Annotated in this window: 18 protein-coding genes; 12 read left to right on the top strand and 6 right to left on the bottom strand. The window is 72.1% G+C overall.

Annotation, left to right across the window (positions count from 1 at the left end; translation table 11 throughout):
• Window positions 1-174: 174 nt before the first annotated feature.
• The 4 genes from ACFYYN_RS26595 to ACFYYN_RS26610 all read left to right on the top strand — a co-directional run bounded on the left by ACFYYN_RS26595 (window position 175) and on the right by ACFYYN_RS26610 (window position 3,091).
• The gene (locus ACFYYN_RS26595; RefSeq protein WP_500547778.1) at window positions 175-1,566 is read left to right on the top strand and encodes an L-lactate MFS transporter; all 1,392 of its coding nucleotides are present in this window, start codon (window positions 175-177) and stop codon (window positions 1,564-1,566) included.
• Window positions 1,563-1,715 carry an MFS transporter small subunit gene (locus tag ACFYYN_RS26600; RefSeq protein ID WP_499515627.1) on the top strand — a complete coding sequence of 51 codons (153 nt, stop codon included), beginning with the start codon at window positions 1,563-1,565 and terminating at the stop codon, window positions 1,713-1,715. Before ACFYYN_RS26595 ends, ACFYYN_RS26600 begins: the two co-directional genes overlap by 4 nt.
• Before the next feature lie 175 nt (window positions 1,716-1,890).
• The gene (locus ACFYYN_RS26605; RefSeq protein WP_499515626.1) at window positions 1,891-2,157 is read left to right on the top strand and encodes a hypothetical protein; all 267 of its coding nucleotides are present in this window, start codon (window positions 1,891-1,893) and stop codon (window positions 2,155-2,157) included.
• Window positions 2,158-2,245: 88 nt separating this feature from the next.
• Entirely contained in the window at window positions 2,246-3,091 is an 846-nt protein-coding gene (locus ACFYYN_RS26610) for an endo alpha-1,4 polygalactosaminidase (protein WP_500547779.1), read from the top strand.
• A gap of 161 nt (window positions 3,092-3,252) precedes the next feature.
• On the opposite strand, the gene ACFYYN_RS26615 is transcribed toward ACFYYN_RS26610, so the two are convergent.
• A complete protein-coding gene (locus ACFYYN_RS26615) occupies window positions 3,253-3,711 on the bottom strand; it encodes a helix-turn-helix domain-containing protein (RefSeq protein ID WP_500547780.1) in 459 nt (152 codons plus the stop codon).
• Between the two features lie 160 nt (window positions 3,712-3,871).
• Between ACFYYN_RS26615 and ACFYYN_RS26620 the strand changes: the two genes are divergently transcribed.
• The 3 genes from ACFYYN_RS26620 (at window position 3,872) to ACFYYN_RS26630 (ending at window position 7,486) form a co-directional block, all read left to right on the top strand.
• Window positions 3,872-4,228, top strand: coding sequence for a DUF427 domain-containing protein (locus tag ACFYYN_RS26620; RefSeq protein ID WP_499515623.1), 357 nt, complete (start codon window positions 3,872-3,874; stop codon window positions 4,226-4,228).
• Window positions 4,229-4,373: 145 nt separating this feature from the next.
• Window positions 4,374-6,032, top strand: coding sequence for an NAD(P)/FAD-dependent oxidoreductase (locus tag ACFYYN_RS26625; RefSeq protein ID WP_500547781.1), 1,659 nt, complete (start codon window positions 4,374-4,376; stop codon window positions 6,030-6,032).
• Entirely contained in the window at window positions 6,029-7,486 is a 1,458-nt protein-coding gene (locus ACFYYN_RS26630; RefSeq protein ID WP_500326448.1) for an ATP-binding protein, read from the top strand. The genes ACFYYN_RS26625 and ACFYYN_RS26630 overlap by 4 nt, the downstream gene beginning before the upstream one ends.
• A gap of 25 nt (window positions 7,487-7,511) precedes the next feature.
• Here ACFYYN_RS26630 and ACFYYN_RS26635 read toward each other — a convergent pair whose 3' ends face one another.
• A complete protein-coding gene (locus ACFYYN_RS26635) occupies window positions 7,512-7,847 on the bottom strand; it encodes a YkvA family protein (protein WP_018562476.1) in 336 nt (111 codons plus the stop codon).
• A gap of 82 nt (window positions 7,848-7,929) precedes the next feature.
• On the opposite strand from ACFYYN_RS26635, the gene ACFYYN_RS26640 reads away from it, so the two are divergent.
• Window positions 7,930-9,429 (top strand): hypothetical protein, encoded by a 1,500-nt coding sequence (locus tag ACFYYN_RS26640; RefSeq protein WP_500547782.1) that lies wholly within the window; start codon window positions 7,930-7,932, stop codon window positions 9,427-9,429.
• Here ACFYYN_RS26640 and ACFYYN_RS26645 read toward each other — a convergent pair.
• On the bottom strand, window positions 9,377-9,829 hold the full coding sequence (locus tag ACFYYN_RS26645; RefSeq protein WP_500547783.1) for a hypothetical protein: 453 nt from the start codon (window positions 9,827-9,829) through the stop codon (window positions 9,377-9,379). The two genes, ACFYYN_RS26640 and ACFYYN_RS26645, sit on opposite strands and share 53 nt — an antisense overlap.
• Before the next feature lie 425 nt (window positions 9,830-10,254).
• On the opposite strand from ACFYYN_RS26645, the gene ACFYYN_RS26650 reads away from it, so the two are divergent.
• Window positions 10,255-12,432 carry a pectate lyase-like domain-containing protein gene (locus ACFYYN_RS26650; RefSeq protein WP_500547784.1) on the top strand — a complete coding sequence of 726 codons (2,178 nt, stop codon included), beginning with the start codon at window positions 10,255-10,257 and terminating at the stop codon, window positions 12,430-12,432.
• A 57-nt stretch (window positions 12,433-12,489) separates the two neighbouring features.
• Here ACFYYN_RS26650 and ACFYYN_RS26655 read toward each other — a convergent pair whose 3' ends face one another.
• Both ACFYYN_RS26655 and ACFYYN_RS26660 read right to left on the bottom strand, forming a co-directional pair.
• Window positions 12,490-13,686 (bottom strand): low temperature requirement protein A, encoded by a 1,197-nt coding sequence (locus tag ACFYYN_RS26655; RefSeq protein ID WP_500326456.1) that lies wholly within the window; start codon window positions 13,684-13,686, stop codon window positions 12,490-12,492.
• A gap of 78 nt (window positions 13,687-13,764) precedes the next feature.
• Window positions 13,765-14,631, bottom strand: a complete 867-nt coding sequence (locus ACFYYN_RS26660; RefSeq protein ID WP_500547785.1) for a SigB/SigF/SigG family RNA polymerase sigma factor — start codon at window positions 14,629-14,631, stop codon at window positions 13,765-13,767.
• A 231-nt stretch (window positions 14,632-14,862) separates the two neighbouring features.
• On the opposite strand from ACFYYN_RS26660, the gene ACFYYN_RS26665 reads away from it, so the two are divergent.
• The 3 genes from ACFYYN_RS26665 (at window position 14,863) to ACFYYN_RS26675 (ending at window position 16,655) form a co-directional block, all read left to right on the top strand.
• Window positions 14,863-15,231 (top strand): ATP-binding protein, encoded by a 369-nt coding sequence (locus ACFYYN_RS26665; RefSeq protein WP_500326459.1) that lies wholly within the window; start codon window positions 14,863-14,865, stop codon window positions 15,229-15,231.
• Window positions 15,232-15,363: 132 nt separating this feature from the next.
• Entirely contained in the window at window positions 15,364-16,008 is a 645-nt protein-coding gene (locus ACFYYN_RS26670; protein WP_500547786.1) for a hypothetical protein, read from the top strand.
• Window positions 16,005-16,655, top strand: coding sequence for a hypothetical protein (locus ACFYYN_RS26675; RefSeq protein ID WP_500547787.1), 651 nt, complete (start codon window positions 16,005-16,007; stop codon window positions 16,653-16,655). Before ACFYYN_RS26670 ends, ACFYYN_RS26675 begins: the two co-directional genes overlap by 4 nt.
• Window positions 16,656-16,749: 94 nt before the next feature.
• On the opposite strand, the gene ACFYYN_RS26680 is transcribed toward ACFYYN_RS26675, so the two are convergent.
• Window positions 16,750-17,253, bottom strand: coding sequence for a DUF6328 family protein (locus ACFYYN_RS26680; RefSeq protein ID WP_500326463.1), 504 nt, complete (start codon window positions 17,251-17,253; stop codon window positions 16,750-16,752).
• Between the last annotated feature and the right edge of the window lie 245 nt (window positions 17,254-17,498).

A 17,498-nucleotide genomic window follows, 5' to 3' on the forward strand; every position in this document is an offset into this window, starting at 1 on the left:
TGCCCAGTCCGTGAGGCGCGCCTGCGGGCGCCGGTCCGCCGAGGATCGGCCCGATGCCGCCAGGACCCCGAACCCTCCCGCCGCCAGGGCAAGTTCATCGCCCGACGCCCTACCCAGGGATGGATGAAAGTTGTACGGTCCACGGGATCACATCCCCTCACGGAGGTACTCGCCATGGCGTCAACGGGCGTACCCGACGTCCTCACCCGTGCCCGCACCGTCGCACCGCCGGGCTGGAGCCGCTGGCTGGTACCGCCGGCCGCACTCTCCATCCACCTCGCCATCGGGCAGGCGTACGCCTGGAGCGTCTTCAAGCCCCCGCTGGAGTCCTCGCTCGGGCTGAGCGGCACCCAGTCGGCGCTGCCGTTCCAGCTGGCGATCGTCATGCTCGGCCTGTCGGCCGCGTTCGGCGGCACGCTCGTCGAGCGCAACGGGCCCAGGTGGGCCATGTGCGTGTCGGCCCTCTGCTTCTCCTCCGGCTTCCTCATCTCGGCCCTCGGCGCCGCCACGCGCCAGTACTGGCTGATCGTCCTCGGTTACGGCCTCGTCGGCGGCATAGGCCTCGGCATCGGCTACATCTCGCCGGTCTCCACGCTCATCAAGTGGTTCCCCGACCGGCCCGGGCTCGCCACCGGCATCGCCATCATGGGCTTCGGCGGCGGCGCGCTCATCGCGTCGCCCTGGTCGACGCAGTTGCTGTCCTCCTTCGGCGCCGACTCCGCCGGCATCGGGCAGACCTTCCTGGTGATGGGCCTCGTCTACGCGGTCTTCATGACCTTCGGGGTGCTGCTGGTCCGGGTCCCCGCGGACGACTGGCGGCCGGCCGGCTGGACCCCGGCGGCCGACACCGCGCGCCCGCTCGTCACCACCGCCCACGTGTCGGCGCGCAACGCGCTGCGCACCCCGCAGTTCTGGTGCCTGTGGGTGGTGCTCTGCATGAACGTGACGGCGGGCATCGGCATCCTGGAGAAGGCCGCGCCGATGATCACCGACTTCTTCGCGAACACCTCCACCCCGGTGACGGCCACCGCCGCCGCCGGTTTCGTCGGCCTGCTGTCGCTCGGCAACATGCTCGGCCGGATCACCTGGTCCTCCACCTCCGACCTGGTCGGGCGGAAGAACATCTACCGCCTCTACCTCGGTGCGGGGGCGCTGCTGTACCTGCTCATCGCCCTGCTCGGCGACGACTCCAAGCCGCTGTTCATCATCGCCGCCGCCGTCATCCTGTCCTTCTACGGCGGCGGGTTCGCCACCGTGCCCGCCTACCTCAAGGACCTCTTCGGGACGTACCAGGTGGGCGCGATCCACGGACGGCTGCTGACCGCCTGGTCCACGGCCGGCGTGCTCGGGCCGCTGATCGTGAACGCGATCGCCGACCACGAGAAGTCGGCGGGACGGACGGGGCCCGACCTCTACTCCACGTCCTTCGGCATCATGATGGTGCTGCTGGTGATCGGCTTCGTCGCCAACGAGCTGGTACGACCGGTCCATCCGCGCCACCATGACGGACCGTCCGCCGAGCCCAAGGCCACGACAGGAACCGAGTCGGAAGGAGCCGTCCGATGACCGCCCCGAACCCCGCGCCCGCCGCCGACGCCTCCGCCGGGGGCGGCCGGCTGCCGCTCATGGTCGTCGCCTGGCTGTGGGTCGGCGCGCCCTTCGCCTACGGCGTCTACGAACTCGGCCTGAAGCTCAAGCAGTTGTTCACCGGCTGACCGGCTTCACCGCCGGCCCCCGCCACGGGCCGCCCCGTCCGCACGGACCGGGCGGCCCCGTCACGCGCCGACCCCACCGGCACGGCTGAGCATGCCGGACGGGGGTATCCGGACCCCGTAGAGGACCGCACGTTCCGTGCCGCGGAGCGGGCGCCGACCCACGGAGGAAGGAACCATGCCCCACAGCAGCGGTACCCGTACCGGCGCGAGCCCCGACACCCTGGGCGTCGTCGGCCTGATCTGCGCGGTCGCCGGATTCTTCGTTCTCGGCATCATCCTCGGCCCGGCCGCGGTCGTGTGCGGCTGGCTCGCGATGGGCCGCACCTTCCGCGGCGCCAAGCCGGTGCTCCCGCTGATCGCCGTCGTCCTGGGCGCGATCGACACGCTCATCGCGCTCGTGTGGCTCACCGGCACCCACTGGACCGGCGGCGGCTTCATGTGAGCCGCGGCGCGGACCCGGCCGAGGGCACCACGGGGCCGGACGGGAGGATGGTGCTCCCCCGTCCGGCCTCCGCCGTCCAGGAGCGTGTGTGCCCCTCCCCGACCCGTGCGCGGCGCCGCGTGCCGTCCCCGTCGTCCTCGCTGTCCTCGCCGTCGTGGCGGCCCTGGCGCTGACCACCGGGTGCGGTACCGGCGACCGCCCCTCCGCCGCCCCGCGCGTGGTGCCGCCGGAGGCGGGGGCGTCCTTCGACTACCAGATCGGCGGCGGCTACCCGCCGCCGAAGGGCGTGCGCGTGGTCTCCCGCGACCGCGCGGACCGGCCGGCCCCGGGCGTCTACTCGGTCTGCTACGTCAACGCCTTCCAGGCCCAGCCCGGCGAGCTGTCCCGGTGGCGCGCCCGGAATCCGGGCCTGCTGCTGCGCGACGGGGACGGCGGGCTCGTCATGGACGACGAGTGGGACGAGGCGCTGCTGGACACCTCCACCGCCGCCGGGCGGACGGCACTGGCGGAGATCGTCGGCGCCTGGATCGACGACTGCGCGCGGCGGGGTTTCCAGGCGGTCGAGCCGGACAACCTCGACTCGTTCGAGCGCTCCGACGGCCTGCTCACGGCGGCCGACAACGCCGCGTTCGCCCGGCTGCTCACCGCACGCGCCCATGCGGCGGGGCTGGCCGTCGCCCAGAAGAACACGGCCGAGCTCCTCCCTCAGCGTGCCGCCATCGGCTTCGACTTCGCAGTCGCCGAGGAGTGCGGCGCGTACGACGAGTGCGGCCGGTACGCCTCCGCGTACGACGACCGCGTCCTCGTCGTGGCGTACGACGCCGCCGACTTCACGGCGACCTGCCGCCGCTGGGGTGCCCGCCTCGCGGTGGTGCTCCGCGACCGCGACGTGGCGCCCGCCGGGGAGCCGGGCCACGTCTTCCGTAGCTGCTGACCGCCGCGCCAGGGCCCGCGGGCGGATCCGTCCGGCAGGGCAGGGCGGCACTGTCGGTGTGGGCGTGGCGGACGGCGGCGATCGGTCTCCACCGGCGCCCGGGGTTCAGCGTCCTGGACCTCTCCGGGGAACGCGCCACCGGCCGGCCGCCACGCCCGGGGTCATGACGTGGTCACGGCGTACCAGCGGCCGTCCCGCTGGTGGACCAGGTGGTGGGCGGCGAGGCTGTCGATGTGCCGTGCGATGGTCGCGGGCTGGTAGCCGACGCTGGCGCTCAGGGCGTCGATGGTCGTCCCGTCCCTCCCGGCCGCGCGGAGTTCCTGGAGGGTCTTGAGCGCCGTACGGGCGAGGCCGGACTCCTCGGGGCGGGGCTCGGCGGGAGCCGGCACGGCGGCCGCGGCAGGCGCCGGGGACGGGGGCCGGGTGGTCGACGCTCCCGGAGGCGCGGCCGGGGCGGGCACGGAGGCGGGTACCGCGGTGCCGGAAAGGGCGGACGGGACCGGCGGGGCGGCCGGGACGGCTGGTCCGGCCGCCGACGCGGTACGGACGGGGGCGACGGGCCTCGGCGTGCGATTGACCGTGCGGTGCTTGCGGCCCTTCTGGTGACGGCGGGTGCTCATCGGGCGGACCTCCTTCACTGTGATCTTGAAGGGCCAACGGGGGACCGCCGCCGGAGTCACGCAGATGCGTGCATGCGGGGGACCCCGGGGCGCCCGGGGAATGTGCGGCGGCACCGCCGCCGTTGCAACGGATCCCGACGGACCCGAGGAAGGGAACACCATGCCCCCCACGGACAGCCGCCGCGGTCACCGCGTGGACGCGGTACCCGGCACCCAGCACGTGACCGTCACGATCGACGGCAAGGTCGTGGCCGAGACCCGGCGGCCGGTACTGGTCCACGAGACCGGTCTGCCGGTGCGCTACTACATCCCGCCGCAGGACGTGGACCTCGCGCTCTTCCGCGCCAGCGACACCAACACCACCTGCCCCTACAAGGGCGTCGCCTCCTACTGGTCGTACGCCGACCACAACGACGTCGCCTGGGTCTACGAGGAGCCGCTCGCGTCGGTGCCCGAGATCACGGGCCACGTCTCCTTCTACGACACCGTGGCCGCCGTCGCCGTCGAGGACGCCTGACCGGGCGGACGGTGCGCGGGGGCGCACCGTCCGTCACGACGTCCCGGAGCGCGCCCGCGGCCTGAGGCGGGTCCCCTGCCGCAGGTTCAAGCACGACTGTTCGGTTTACTGCGCACGACGGCCGCCGGGGAGCAATGATGGTCACATGGCGAATCCGACGATCCTGACCGTCGACGACGATCCGGCAGTGTCCCGTGCCGTGGCCCGGGACATCCGCCGCAGGTACGGGGACCGCTACCGGGTGGTGCGCGCCACCTCCGGCGACGAGGCCCTGAGCGCGCTGCGGGAGATCAAACTGCGAGGTGAACAACTCGCGGTGATGCTCGCCGACTACCGCATGCCGAAGATGAACGGGGTGGAGTTCCTCGAGGCGGCGATGGACCTCTTCCCGCTCGCCCGCCGTGTGCTGCTCACGGCGTACGCCGACACCAGCGCGGCCATCGACGCCATCAACATCGTCGACCTCGACCACTACCTGCTGAAGCCGTGGAGCCCGCCGGAGGAGAACCTCTACCCGGTGATCGACACCCTGCTCGACGCGTGGATCACCACGCCGGACCCGACGGCGTCCGAGACCCGCGTGGTCGGCCACCGCTGGTCGGCGCCCTCGTTCAAGGTGCGTGACTTCCTCACCCGCAACCTGGTGCCCTACCGCTGGCTGCCCGCGGAGGAGCCCGAGGCCGAGCAGTTGCTGACCGCGGCCGGGCTGACGCCGGCCGACGTACCGCTGGTGGTCACCGCGGACGGGACGACGCTGGTGCGGCCCACGGAGGCCGAGCTCGCCGCCCACGTGGGGCTGAGCACGGTCCCGGCCTCCGACTTCTACGACCTGGTGGTGGTCGGCGGCGGCCCCGCGGGGCTGGGTGCGGCGGTGTACGGCGCGTCCGAGGGTCTGCGCACGGTACTGGTGGAGCGCCGGGCGACCGGCGGCCAGGCGGGGCAGAGCAGCCGCATCGAGAACTACCTCGGCTTCCCGGACGGCGTCTCCGGCGCCCAGCTGACCGACCGGGCCCGCCGGCAGGCGACGAAGTTCGGGGCGGAGATCCTCAGCACCCGGGAGGTGGTCGCGCTGGAGGCGGTGGGCACCGGAAGGGTGCTGTCCTTCGGTGACGGCTCGTCCATCGCGGCGCACACGGTGGTGCTGGCGACCGGGGTGTCCTACCGGCGGCTCGAAGCGCCTGGGCTGGCGGAGTTCACCGGTGCCGGGGTCTTCTACGGCTCGGCGATGACCGAGGCCATGAACTGCGCGGGCCAGGAGGTCTACATCGTCGGCGGGGCCAACTCGGCCGGGCAGGCGGCCGTCTACTTCTCCCGCAACGCGTGCCGGGTCCACCTGCTGATCCGCGGCGCGGACCTGCAGCGTTCGATGTCGCAGTACCTGATCGACCAGATCGCGGCCATCGACAACATCAAGGTCAGCCCCTGCACCGAGGTCGTCGGCGGCAAGGGCGGCGACCACCTGGAGCAACTGATGCTCCGCGACGCGAAGACCGGCACGGTGACCACCGTCGACGCCTCGTTCCTGTTCGTCTTCATCGGCGCCGAACCCCGCACGGACTGGCTGGAGGGTGTCGTGGAGCGGGACCGGCGCGGCTTCGTGGTCACCGGCCCCGACCTGATCGGTGGCGGCAAGCGCCCCGCGGGCTGGCCGCTCCCCCGTGACCCGTACCACCTGGAGGCCAGCGTGCCCGGTGTCTTCGCCGCCGGTGACGTGCGGGCGGAGTCGGTCAAGCGGGTGGCCTCCGCGGTCGGCGAGGGCGCGATGGCCGTATCCCTGGTGCACCGGTATCTGGAGGCGCAGTGACCACGACGGACCGGCTCGGGCCGGAGCAGCTGCGGACCCTGTTCCTGTTCGAGTCGCTCGGCGAGAAGGAACTGGACTGGCTGGGCGAACAGGGCCGGGTGGAGCGGGTCCCGGCGAACAACCCCGTCTACGCCGAGGGCGATCCGGCGACCTGCTTCTACGTGCTGCTCAGCGGCACGGTGTCGCTGGGCCGCCTGGTCCACGGCGACGTGGTGGAGGTCAACCGCACCGACCTGCGGGGCGTGTACGCCGGCGCGACGCAGGCGTACCTCGGGGACCGGGTGGAGCAGACGTACCCCAACTCGCTGAAGGCGGTCACCGACTGCGAGTTCTTCGTGATCCCGGCCGAGGAGTTCGCCGGGGCGATGCGCGCGTGGTTCCCGATGGCGGTGCACCTGCTGGAGGGGGCGTTCTTCGGCTACCGCAAGCAGAACACCATCGTCGGGGAGCGCGAGCGGCTGCTGGCGCTGGGCTCGCTGTCCGCCGGGCTCACCCATGAGCTGAACAATCCGGCCGCCGCCGCGGTGCGCGCCACCTCGGCGCTGCGCGACCGGGTGGCCGGCATGCGGCACAAGCTCGCGATGATCGCGGACGGCCGGCTCGACACCCGGCAACTGCACCAGCTGGTCGAGCTGCAGGACGCCGCGATCAAGCGCATGGCGTCGGCGCCCGAGCGGTCGGCGCTGGAGGCGGCCGACGCCGAGGACGAGCTGACGGACTGGCTCGAGGACCACGGCGTCAACGGCTCCTGGGAGCTGTCCTCGACGCTGGTCGCGGGCGGCGTGGACGCCGAGTGGCTGGACTCCGTGGTCGACGCGGTCGGCGAGGACCGGCTGGAGGCGGCGATCCGCTGGCTCACGTACACCCTCGACACCGAACTGCTCATGGGCGAGATCGACGACGCCGTCACCCGGATCTCCGGACTGGTCGGGGCCGCGAAGCAGTACTCGCAGCTGGACCGGGCCCCGCAGCAGACGGTGGACGTCCACGCGCTGCTCGACGCGACGCTCACGATGCTCCACGCGAAGATCCCCGGCGGGGTGCGCGTCGTGAAGGAGTACGACCGCAGCCTGCCGCAGATCCAGGCGTACGGCGCCGAGCTCAACCAGGTGTGGACCAACCTCATCGTCAACGCCCTCGACGCCATGGACGGTTCGGGCACACTGACGCTGCGCAGCTCGTGGGACGGCCCGGACCGCCTGGTGGTGGAGGTGGGCGACACCGGTCCCGGCATCTCCCCGGAGATCCGGCCGCGGATCTTCGAGCCGTTCTTCACCACCAAGCCGGTGGGCGAGGGCACCGGGCTGGGCCTGGACATCTCGTACCGCATCGTGGTCAACAAGCACCACGGCGACATCCGGGTCGAGTCGAGCCCCGGCGACACGCGCTTCACCGTGTGCCTGCCGGTCGCCCAGCCCGAGAGGCAGCCGGGGGACGCGGAGCGGACGGGCTGAGCCCTCCCCCGGGCGGAGGGGTGGTTCAGGCCACCGGGCTCTTGGACTTGGGAAGGGTCCGTGCACGGTCGCGGCCGACGGGCAGCTGTCCGTCGGCCGCGCTCTTGAGCGAGCGCAGCGCCAGCAGCAGCACACCGATGTCGTCGATGAGGATCGGATCCGGCAGCAGGTCCACCGGGCAGACCAGGTAGACGAGCCCCGCCCAGAAGGCCAGTTTGCCCGAGCGCGGTACGTCCGCGCTGCGCAGCAGGGTACGGATGCGCGCCATCTTCACCACGAGCACGACGGCCACCACGAGCATCACCACGACCGCCACCGCGGCGATCACGAGGGCCGTGGTCGACCAGTCACCCAGGTCCATGTCTGCCTCCTGCGATCCCGTGTACCCGGCCGGTGTGCGCGGAAACGGTGCCCAGCCCCTGCGGAAAGGAAGCACAGATTACATGATCACACCCGAGGAGATCTGGGAGACCGCCGGGCTGCCCGCACGCCGGCTCTCCGGCCTGGCGCTGAATCCCGCGGCCCCCGAGGACGTCCTGCTGCGGCTGCTCGCCGACGGTCCGCCGGCGGCACGGATGGTCCTGTGCCGCGACCGGGCGCTGCCGGACGCCGTGGTCGACGCCGTCGTCCGCCACCCCGACAGGTACACCCGCAGCTTCCTCGCCCGCAGTCCGCACGCCGAGCCGGCCCAGAGGGCACGGCTGCTGGACGACCCAGAGTGGTTCGTGCGGGCGCATCTGGCCCAGACCCCCCGGATGCCGTGGAGCGTGCGCCCCCGGCCGCTCCCGGACCAGGCCGTCGTCCACATGATCCTGACGTACGAGGGGGAGTTGCTGGGCACCCTCTACCGCCAGGCCTCCGCCGGACTGATGGAGTCGATGCACGCCCACCCGGAGCCGAAGGTGCGACGCATGGGCGTCGCATGGCGCGGCGTGCCGGACGAGATCCGCGACGTCCTCCTGGCGGACCCGGACGAGGAGGTACGGGACATGGTGCGGCAGCACCTGCGGCACGAGGACCCGGCGTGGGTGGAGCGGGAGCTGCCCGACCGGTCGTGCCATGGGCGGACTCATGCGCTGATGCACTGCGCCCTGAGCCGAGGCGTCGTGGAGGGCGTGCTCAACGCCCCCGTAGGCGAGGAGGACCGGCGGATGATCGCGGGCAACCCCACCCTTCCCGCCGACGTGGTGGTCCTGCTGGCCGCCGATGCCGACCCCGAGGTGCGGGAACGGATCGCATACCGCTGCGACCTCGGGGCGGAGGAGCGCCGGGCCCTCGCCGTGGACGCCGATCCGCGGGTACGGCTCGCGCTCTCCGTACATCCCGCACTGAGCGAGGCGGAACGCGCGGCGATCGACTACGAGGTGCCGGTGGGCGGCACCTTCGGACCGGTACTGCAACGCCTGTGGCCCCGGGATCCCGCCGCGGTGCGGCGGGACGCCCTGTCCGGGCACCCGTTGCTGCGGCGGCGCGCCGCCGGCGATCACAGCCTGCCGTCCGACCTGGTGGCGCGGCTGGCCGCGGACGACGACCTCGGCGTGCGGGTACTGCTCGCGCAGAACCATCCGGAGGCGCCCGCCGAGCTGCTGCTGGGCGCCTTCCTGGAGTACACCGGGTACGAGCGCGAACTCCTCCTCACCCGGCCGCGGTTCCCGACCGCCGGGCTCGCGCGGTACGCCCGGCACGAAGACCCGGCCGTCCGCGCCCTGGCCGCCCGGGACCCGGCCACCGCTGCGGAGACCGTGGACCGGCTGACCCGCGACCCCGATCCCGGTGTGCGGGCGGCCGGGGCGGGCCATCCGAACCTCTCTCCGGCCAGGCTCGCGGAGTTGCTCGACGACGAGGAGCTCGCGCACCGGGCGGCGGCGAACCCGGCTCTGGAGCCCGCGGTCATGCGCAGGCTGGTGGCGCCCCTTCCGCTCCCGGCCGATGCCGCCGGATGACCGCCGTCAACCGCTCGTAGGCGGTGCGCAGTTCGCGTCGGGCAAAGTCCTGGCGCACATCGATGAGGGCGCCGTGGGAGGCGGTGGGGTCGACCGTGAAGCGGTCGTGCCAGCCGCCTCCCGAGGCGATGATCACCGGGGCGTCGACGCCGTCGAACTGGTCGGCGGTGATGTCGACGCGCAGGCCGTTCTTCTCGATCCACGCGTGGGTGGCGCGGTTCTCCCAGGCGCTGACGTAGGTCCACACGCCCTGGCCGTTCTCGTACAGGTACTGGCCGAGGAGGATCGAGGCGTCCCCGCACGAGCCGTGCGGGAAACGCTCCAGGGAGACCAGGCCCGGGTCGGGGCAGTCGAGGATCGCCTGCCGGAACCCGAGGACCAGTGTGCGGAGTTCGGACACCCGCGGAGTCTAACCCGTGAAGATCATTTGTGGGACCCGTGGAATCGGCCCTTCTGTCGGACGCGAACCCGGGTGGTGGAGAGCGGGGGCGCGTGAGGAACGGGGGCATGGTGGTGGCAGCGGCCGGAACCGGTACCCGAGCCGGTTCCGGCTGCTGCGGCGGCAGTCAACCGAGGGGCACGGATGGCGTCAAGACTTCACGTCAAGATTGGTGCGGGGAGCGTCAGGCGGCCAGGATGAGGCTGCTCGCGTTCAAGTTCCGAACGGATGGATCTCCCTGCAGGTCACGGCGGCGTAAGGGCCCGCAGCGGCAGCCGAGCTGTTAACCCGTCAGAAACACTTTCTGCGAGGAGTCTTGACCGCGACTTCTGTCACGTCTTAACTCACGCCCTAAATTAAGTCGTGAGGCTGACACAGGAGTTCCTATGAGACCCGAAGTCAATGCCGCCCGCCGCAGACCCCTGGGGCTGATCGCCCTCCTGGCGGTGCTGCTCGCCCTGATCACCGTCCCGGCCGGACCGCTCACCACGGCCCACGCCGCCGCCTGCGGCACCGCCAATGCCGCGCAGGGCAGGACCGCCACCGCATCCTCCGCCGAGAACGGCTCCTTCACCGCCGCCAACGCCGTCGACGGCAACGCCGGAACCCGCTGGTCCAGCGCCTTCAGCGACCCCCAGTGGATCCAGGTGGACCTCGGCGGCTCCCAGAGCGTCTGCGAGGTCGTCCTCACCTGGGAGGCCGCCTACGCCAAGGCCTACCAGATCCAGCTCTCCGCCAACGGCACCGACTGGACCACGGTCGCCTCCACGACCACCGGCGCCGGCGGCACCGAGACCCGCGCCGTCAGCGGCACGGGCCGCTACCTGCGCGTATACGGCACCACCCGCGCCACCGCATACGGCTACTCGCTGTGGGAGCTCGCCGTGCACACCACCGACGGCGGCACCGGCCCGGTGATCCCCGGCGGCGGCGACCTCGGCCCGAACGTCCTGGTCTTCGACCCCTCGACCCCGGGCATCCAGGCCAAGCTGGACCAGGTCTTCCAGCAGCAGGAGTCCGCGCAGTTCGGCACCGGACGCTACGCGCTGCTGTTCAAGCCCGGCACCTACAACAACATCAACGCCAACATCGGCTTCTACACCTCGATCGCCGGGCTCGGCCTCTCCCCCGACGACACCACCTTCAACGGCGACGTGACCGTGGACGCCGGCTGGTTCAACGGCAACGCCACCCAGAACTTCTGGCGCTCCGCGGAGAACCTCGCCCTCAACCCGGTCTCCGGCACCGACCGCTGGGCCGTCGCCCAGGCCGCGCCCTTCCGCCGCATGCACGTCAAGGGCGGCCTCAACCTCGCACCCAACGGCTACGGCTGGGCCAGCGGCGGCTACATCGCCGACAGCAAGATCGACGGCACCGTGGGCCCGTACTCGCAGCAGCAGTGGTACACCCGCGACAGCTCGGTCGGCGGCTGGACCAACGGCGTGTGGAACATGGTCTTCTCCGGCGTCCAGGGCGCTCCCGCGCAGAGCTTCCCCAACCCGCCGTACACCACGCTCGACACCACCCCCGTCTCCCGCGAGAAGCCCTTCCTCTACCTCGACGGCAACGACTACAAGGTCTTCGTGCCGGCCAAGCGCACCAACGCCCGCGGCACCAGCTGGGGCAACGGCGCGCCGCAGGGCTCCTCGATCCCGCTGAGCCAGTTCTACGTGGTCAAGCCGGGCGCGACGGCCGCCACCATCAACGCCGCGCTCGCCCAGGGCCTCAACCTGCTGTTCACCCCGGGTATCTACCACGTCGACCAGACCATCAACGTCACCCGCGCCAACACGGTCGTGCTGGGCCTCGGCCTCGCGACGGTCATCCCCGACAACGGCGTCACCGCCATGAAGGTCGCCGACGTCGACGGCGTGAAGCTGGCCGGCTTCCTGATCGACGCCGGTGCGGTCAACTCCCAGGTGCTGCTCCAGGTCGGCCCGCAGGGCGCGGCCGCCGACCACGCCGCCAACCCGACGACCGTGCAGGACGTCTTCATCCGCATCGGCGGCGCCGGACCTGGCAAGGCGACCACCAGCATGGAGGTCAACAGCGACGACACCGTCATCGACCACACCTGGATCTGGCGCGCCGACCACGGCGCCGGAGTGGGCTGGGACACCAACCCGGCCGACTACGGCCTGCGCGTGAACGGCGACGACGTCCTGGCCACCGGCCTGTTCGTCGAGCACTTCAAGAAGTACGACGTCCAGTGGAGCGGCGAGCGGGGCAGGACGGTCTTCTTCCAGAACGAGATCGCCTACGACGCCCCCAGCCAGGCCGCCATCCAGAACGGCGCGACGAAGGGCTGGGCCGCCTACAAGGTGGACGACTCGGTGAACACCCACGAGGCCTGGGGCCTTGGCAGCTACTGCAACTTCACCACCGATCCGACGATCCGCATGGACCACGGCTTCGAGGTCCCGGTGAAGTCCGGGATCAAGATGCACGACGTCCTGGTGGTCTCCCTGGGCGGCATGGGCCAGTACGACCACGTCATCAACGGCACCGGTGCCGCGACCTCCGGCACCTCGACCACGCCGTCCACGGTGGTCTCCTTCCCCTGACGACAGGGCCGGAGCAGGGGTGCCCCGTCCTCCGGCGGGGCACCCCGTCCGCCGCCCTCAGGCGGCAGGCCAGCGCCGGGAGTGCAGCACCTCGCCCACGGCGACCGCCGCGGCCATGGCGAGCCCCGCCACCGGCACCGCCGCGCTCCCGCAGAAGGTGCTCGCGAGCACCACCAGGGCACAGGCGGGCAGCACCGCGTGCTCGGCGAACCCGCGCTTGGCGCTGCGGGAGTGGATCAGCCAGACCGTCAGCAGGAACAGCGCGGTCGGCAGCGTGACGGCGGCCGCGGCGGCCGTCTGCGAGATGTGCGCCTTGTGCACGGCCTGCTCGACCACCACCTCAAGCCCCGCCCCGATGGCGGCGGCCGAGCCGAAGACGAGGTAGTGCCCGTAACCCCACAGGAACGCCCGCGCGCTGCTGGTGAGGTGCTGGTGGATGGGGATGGCGAAGTAGATCCAGTAGGCGCAGAAGACGATGAGCAGTCCCCCGACGGCGACGGGCAGCAGCTCGCCGAGCGCGGTGGACTCGTCGACGGCGGACTGCACGGCAACCGTCGCCGCGGCCACCGACTCACCGAGCACGATGATGGTGAACAGGCCGTAGCGCTCGGAGATGTGGTGCGGGTGCCAGGTGGTGCGCTGCGCCCGCTCGGCCCAGGCGGGCACCACCAGTTCCGCGACGGCCAGGATCAGGAAGCCCCAGTTCCACAGCCCGCCGACGGGCTGGAGCAGCAGCAGGACCCATCCCACCTGGACGACGACCAGACCGGCGGCGTAGCTCAGCGCCGTGGTCCGTGCCGGTCCGGCCGCGTTGCGTGCCGCGCGCAGCCACTGGAAGGCGAGTGCGACGCGCATGATGATGTAGCCGGCCACGGCGATCGAGAAGTCGTTGGCGTCGAAGGCCCGGGGAACTCCTGCCGCCAGGACCAGGACGCCGGTGATCTGGACGAAGGTGGCGATGCGGTAGGGCACGTCGTCGGTGTCGAAGGCCGAGGCGAACCAGGTGAAGTTCATCCAGGCCAGCCAGATCGCGAAGAAGACCAGGCAGTAGCCGAGGACACCGCGCCCGGCATGGCCCTCGGCGACCGCGTGCACCAGCCGGGCGCCCGCCTGGGCGACCGCCACCACGAAACAGAGGTCGAAGAGCAGTTCCAGCGGGGTGGCGACCCGGTGCGGCTCGTGCGGGTCGCGGGCCGTCATCCGGACCAGCGGGCGGAAGCGGCGGTCCGGCGCCACGTGATCGTGATCGGTCATCCGCGCATCGTAGGCGGTGCGCGCGTGCCCGCGCCCGAAGGGACCGGGCGCGGGCACGTGGCGGGGGACGGGGTGAGGTCAGGCGCAGCCGTCCTGGAGCAGTCCGGCCCGCAGCCGGGCCAGGGTGCGCGAGAGCAGCCGGGAAACGTGCATCTGCGTGCAGCCCATGATCTCGCCGATCTGGGCCTGCGTCAGTTCCTCCACGTAGCGCAGATGGAGCAGCTGCCGGTCGCGTTCGCCGAGCTCCACGACGAGCGGTGCGAGGGAGCCGAGGTCCTCGACGAGTTCCATGGCGGGGTCGATCGCGCCGATGAAGTCGGCGAGCACGGTCTCGCCGTCGTCGCCGTCGTCGCCGTTCATGGCGGCGTCGAGGGAGGAGGCGGTGTAACCGTTGGAGGCCACCTGGGCCTCGACGACCTCGGCCTCGGAGATGTCCATGAGCGCCGCGAGCTCGCTCACCTTGGGGGCGCGGCCCAGCCGGGAGGACAGCTCGTCCCGGGCGCGGGCCAGCTCCACCCGGCGCTCCTGGAGGCGGCGCGGCACGTGCACGGCCCAGGTGGTGTCGCGGAAGAACCGCTTGATCTCACCGACGATGTACGGCACCGCGAAGGTCGTGAACTCGACCTCGCGCGAGATGTCGAACCGGTCGATGGCCTTGATCAGCCCGATCGTGCCGACCTGGACGATGTCCTCCATCTCGTCGCTGCGTTCGCGGAAGCGCCTGGCCGCGAACCGCACGAGCGACATGTTCATCTCGATCAGGGTGTTGCGGGCGTACTGGTGTTCGTGGGTGCCCTCCTCGAGCACCGTCAGGCGCTCGAGGAAGAGCTTGGACAGCCGGCGCGCGCTCGTGGGGGCCACGCTGCTCGGGTCGGTGATCTGCGGCAGTACGTCGACCTCGGGGCTCTCGACCCCGGTGCTCGTCCCGCTCACGTGGGCGATCACGGCTCCTCCTCGCACCTCTGCACCTCTGCACCTCTACGTCATGTTCCCGTACGTTGCCCCTCGGGTACCCCCTCCTCCGCGAAGCATTCCCCCCCGATCCCGGAAGAACGTGAATCGCGCCGAAGGCAGCGTAGGACCGGCCAGCAGGGGCAGACCACAGAGGGACCGATGATGCCTACGGGGTGATCGTGCGTGTACAGCATTGACCTAGACGCGGAAGGCGGGGGGATCGTGCGGCCCGCCACTGCGGACCGGCCGCTGCCCACCACCATAGGCGAGGCGCGTGACTTCGCCCGCGCCCGGCTCAGAGGCGTGGATCCGGAGCGGGTCGAGGACTGCCTGCTGGTCGTCTCCGAACTGGTGACCAACGCCTTCCGGTACGGCGGCGGGCTGGCGGCCCTCGACGTGGTGGCGGTGCCGGACGCGATCCGCGTGTCCGTCCAGGACCACAACGACCGGCTGCCGGCCGCGCCCCAGCCCTCCGACCGCTTCCTGCCGGGCGGCTACGGCCTGCGCCTGGTGCGCCGGCTGGCCCGGGACTTCCGGGTGACGCTCCTGCGCGCGGGCGGCAAGGTCATCCACGTGCACCTGCCGCGCTGACGCACCGTCACCTCCCGACGTCGTACGTGTGGACGAACGGATTGCGGAAACACGCACCGTGAGCACACCAAGGACCCGCATCAAGGTCAGTTCGAATGCCGGGGCCCGACGACGGCCCCCAGGAGGCACACCATGACCACGGGCATCATCATCGGGGCGGTCGTCCTCGTTGTCCTGATCGTCCTCGCCGCGGCCGTGATGTCGCGGCGCGGCGGCGGCACGGGACAGCTCAGGCGCCGCTTCGGACCGGAGTACGAACGCACGGTCGCGCGGCACGACGGCGACACGGACGCGGCGCACCGGGAGTTGCAGGAGCGTGTCGACCGGCACGGCGGCCTGACCCCGGAACCGCTGAACGCACGTCAGGCCGAGGAGTACCGCGCCGAGTGGGCCGCCCTGCAGGAGCGGTTCGTCGACTCCCCCGCGCAGGCGGTGCAGGAGGCGTCGGAGCTGCTGGACCGGCTGGCGCACGACCGCGGCTTCCCGGAGCACACCTCGGGCGAGCAGATCGACGCCCTGTCGGTCCACCGCCCGCGGCACCTCCAGGCCTACCGCGACCTGCGCGGGGTCTCGCAACCCCGGAACGACGGTGACCGCACCGCGGCGGACACCGAGGAACTGCGCGCTCGGTTGCTCCACGCCCGGGCGCTGTTCGACGACCTCATCGCGGTGGACAAGGAGCCCCGCACCACCTCGCGCGAGGACGGCGCAGGTGACACGGGCTCCGGCCGACGCGGCTCCCACCGCTTCCACATGCCGACCTGGAGCAGCCGATGAATCCCACGCACGAGCACCGCGACACCGACGGAACCGACGGAACCGGCGAGACCGACGGCACCGGCCGCGACGTACGCAACGGCCCGGCCGGGGCCTCCGCCGAGCGGACCCCCGACGAGCGGACGTCCCCCACGGCCGGTGGCACCCGCGAACAGCGGGCCCCCCAGGCACCGCAGACCACGGGGAAGAAGGGCGAGGCGCCTGCCGTGCAGCGGCCCGCCGGATGGTCACGGCCCGAGGAAGCCGGCAAGCCCTCGGCGGCCGACAGGCACGCGACGGTCGGGAAGCCCGCGGCAGCGGAGAAGCCCGGCGACACGGAGCGGCCCGCGGCGGCCCGGCGGCCGGCGCAGGAAGGGCGGGTGCCCGCCCCCGGCGCGCCGCCGCGGGTGGACGGCGCGGTGGACAAGCTGCAACAGCGCCTGCACCACGCGGTCGGCGGCTTCGTCGACGAGCCGCGCCACGCCGTGGAGGAGGCCGACGAGGTCCTCGGCGAGGCCACCGAACGACTGGTCGAGGAACTGCGCAGCCGGCGCGACGAACTGCGCTCGGGCTGGCGGGCCGGCGAGCACGACGACGGCGACACCGAGCGGCTGCGCGTGGCCCTGCGGGGCTACCGCGACCTCGTCGACCGCGTCCTGCACGTCTGAGGACCGCACGACGCAGGACCGCACGACGCGAACGCCGTGGCCAGGAAACCCCCGGGTTTCCTGGCCACGGCGTTCGCGTGTCCCACGTCGGGGCTCAGTCGCCCGTGTGCCGGTACCGGGCCCAGAACGGCAGTCCGTACCAGCAGACCAGGTACCAGACCAGGACGCCGGCGACGAGCCACGGCACATAGGCGTCGTGCGTGGCGGCCCGCAGCACCAGGAGCAGTGCCGAGGTCATCGTCGCCAGCAGCAGCACGAGCCCGACGAAGGTGAGCCGCGAGGCCCAGCGCACGGCCTGCGGCTTGATGCGGCGGCCGGAGACGATCCGGTGGAAGGAGACCGGGCCGATCAACGCCCCTGTCGCGCAGGCACCGAGCACGACCGTCACGATGTAGATCGTGTGGTCGGTGGAGCCGAGCCGCTGGTAGTGCGGCGTGAAGACGACCGTCAGCAGGAAGCCGAAGAGGATCTGCACGCCCGTCTGGGCGACCCGCACCTCCTGGATGAGCTCGCTCCACTTCCGGTCGGCGCGCTCGTCCTCGGTCTCGTCGCGCCCGTCTTCCGGGCCGGTCCGGCCGTCCGCGTCGTCCCTGGACATGGCACCCTCCCACTCCTCGGTCGTGCACGTCATAGGTGACTTACCATCAGGGCCTTCCGCCGCGCGCGGCGTGCCCCGGACACGACGAGGACGGCGACCGGACCGGTCGCCGTCCTCACGCGGTCCGGCCCCCCCCCGGCGGGGGGGGCCGGCCCGCGCGGCGCACCCCCCCGCCGTGCTCCGCCCCAGCAGGCGCACACCGCCCGCCGCGAGGCCCCACAGTATCAGCCCCACCACCCACGCGA

It is taken from the genome of Streptomyces sp. NPDC001902, assembly GCF_042891295.1.
GTDB lineage: Bacteria > Actinomycetota > Actinomycetes > Streptomycetales > Streptomycetaceae > Actinacidiphila.

Excerpts from the sequence above, each read along its gene's own strand:
- ACFYYN_RS26595 (WP_500547778.1), top strand. The coding sequence starts at position 175 with ATGGCGTCAACGGGCGTACCCGACGTCCTCACCCGTGCCCGCACCGTC.
- ACFYYN_RS26600 (WP_499515627.1), top strand. The coding sequence starts at position 1,563 with ATGACCGCCCCGAACCCCGCGCCCGCCGCCGACGCCTCCGCCGGGGGC.
- ACFYYN_RS26605 (WP_499515626.1), top strand. The coding sequence starts at position 1,891 with ATGCCCCACAGCAGCGGTACCCGTACCGGCGCGAGCCCCGACACCCTG.
- ACFYYN_RS26615 (WP_500547780.1), bottom strand. The coding sequence starts at position 3,711 with ATGAGCACCCGCCGTCACCAGAAGGGCCGCAAGCACCGCACGGTCAAT.
- ACFYYN_RS26620 (WP_499515623.1), top strand. The coding sequence starts at position 3,872 with ATGCCCCCCACGGACAGCCGCCGCGGTCACCGCGTGGACGCGGTACCC.
- ACFYYN_RS26625 (WP_500547781.1), top strand. The coding sequence starts at position 4,374 with ATGGCGAATCCGACGATCCTGACCGTCGACGACGATCCGGCAGTGTCC.
- ACFYYN_RS26635 (WP_018562476.1), bottom strand. The coding sequence starts at position 7,847 with ATGGACCTGGGTGACTGGTCGACCACGGCCCTCGTGATCGCCGCGGTG.
- ACFYYN_RS26640 (WP_500547782.1), top strand. The coding sequence starts at position 7,930 with ATGATCACACCCGAGGAGATCTGGGAGACCGCCGGGCTGCCCGCACGC.
- ACFYYN_RS26650 (WP_500547784.1), top strand. The coding sequence starts at position 10,255 with ATGAGACCCGAAGTCAATGCCGCCCGCCGCAGACCCCTGGGGCTGATC.
- ACFYYN_RS26655 (WP_500326456.1), bottom strand. The coding sequence starts at position 13,686 with ATGACCGATCACGATCACGTGGCGCCGGACCGCCGCTTCCGCCCGCTG.
- ACFYYN_RS26670 (WP_500547786.1), top strand. The coding sequence starts at position 15,364 with ATGACCACGGGCATCATCATCGGGGCGGTCGTCCTCGTTGTCCTGATC.
- ACFYYN_RS26675 (WP_500547787.1), top strand. The coding sequence starts at position 16,005 with ATGAATCCCACGCACGAGCACCGCGACACCGACGGAACCGACGGAACC.
- ACFYYN_RS26680 (WP_500326463.1), bottom strand. The coding sequence starts at position 17,253 with ATGTCCAGGGACGACGCGGACGGCCGGACCGGCCCGGAAGACGGGCGC.